This window comes from Hominilimicola sp., from assembly GCF_046972485.1.
GTDB lineage: Bacteria > Bacillota > Clostridia > UBA1381 > UBA1381 > Hominilimicola > Hominilimicola fabiformis.
Genome location: NZ_JBKVWU010000215.1, coordinates 1 through 1,563, shown reverse-complemented (window position 1 = coordinate 1,563; position 1,563 = coordinate 1). Strand labels below are relative to the sequence as shown.

Genomic DNA, 1,563 nt, shown 5'->3' with positions numbered 1-1,563 from the left:
TGTAATAAATATGTGATATAATTATAGTAAATTGATATTACTATAATTAAGTGAGGGAAGAGTATGAGAACTTTTAATACAACAAACATTCCTATGACTGACAGAATTAAAAAGCTAAAGGAAGAATTGTATCGCAAAATGCCTGAAATCGAGGTAGACAGAGCGGTACTTATTACGGAAAGTTATCAGCAGACTGAACAACTTCCGACTGTAAAGAGAAGAGCTTTGGCTTTTGAACATATACTTAACAATATTCCTATTACAATCAGAGATAACGAACTTATTGTCGGAAGTTCGACAAAAGCACCGAGGAGCTGTCAGGTGTTCCCTGAGTTTTCGTATGAATGGCTTGAAAGCGAGCTTGATACTATCGAATTTCGTGAGGCGGATCCATTCCATATTTCAGAGGAAAACAAGGCTGTACTTAGAAAGATTTTTCCTTATTGGAAGAACAAGACAAACAGCGATTTAGCACTTTCATATATGGCGCCTGAGGCTGCTGCGGCGATTGAACACAACATTTTCACACCGGGTAACTATTTCTATAACGGTATCGGACACGTTACAGTTGACTACGGTAAAGTTATGAGAATAGGTTACAAGGGGATTATTGCGGAAGTTCAGGAAGAATTGAATAAGTGCAACGTGTATGATGCTGATTATGCCAAAAGACACGAATTTCTTGAATCAATTATAATTTCGTGTAACGCGGTTATAAATTACGCAAGACGTTACGCAAATCTTGCTTATGAAATGGCTCAAAAGTGTACAAATCCGACAAGAAAACAAGAATTGCTTGTAATTGCAAACAACTGTGCAAACGTGCCTGAAAATCCTGCAAGAAACTTCTATGAGGCTTGTCAGACATTTTGGTTTATACAGATGTTACTTCAAATTGAATCAAGCGGTCACTCAATTTCTGCCGGACGTTTTGACCAATATTTGTATCCGTATTATAAGAACAGCATTGACAACGGTTCGCTTACACGCGAATTTGCACAGGAAATACTTGACTGTATTTGGGTTAAGTTTAACGACCTTAATAAAGCAAGGGATGAGGCATCGTCATACGGCTTTGCCGGATACAGCTTGTTCCAAAATTTAACGGCGGGCGGACAAAACGCTGAAGGAATTGACGCAACAAATGACTTGTCATTCCTATGTATTCAAGCGTCAATGCACACTCAATTACCTGCTCCGTCATTCTCGGTCAGAATATGGAACGGCACGCCAAATGAATTTTTGATTAAATGTGCAGAGCTTACAAGAACGGGTGTAGGCTTGCCTGCGTACTACAACGATGAAGTCATCATTCCTGCACTTATGAGCAGAGGTGTTACTCTTGCAGATGCAAGGGAATACGGCATTATCGGTTGTGTTGAACCGCAGAAACCGTTTAAGACAGACGGTTGGCATGACGCGGCATTCTTTAATATGTGTCGTCCGCTTGAACTTGTGTTCTCAAACGGTGTTGATAAGGGTGCTCAAATCAGTATCAAGACAGGCAATGTTGAAGATATGACGACATTTGAAGAATTCTACAACGCATATAAAGCACAGGAA

The 1,563-nt window shown here is 39.7% G+C and carries 1 protein-coding gene; it reads left to right on the top strand.

Annotated elements, in window-relative coordinates; all coding sequences use genetic code 11:
• Window positions 1–63 precede the first annotated feature (63 nt).
• The coding region (locus tag ACLTU0_RS11890; protein WP_412322658.1) for a pyruvate formate lyase family protein at window positions 64–1,563 on the top strand (1,500 nt) is incomplete at its 3' end.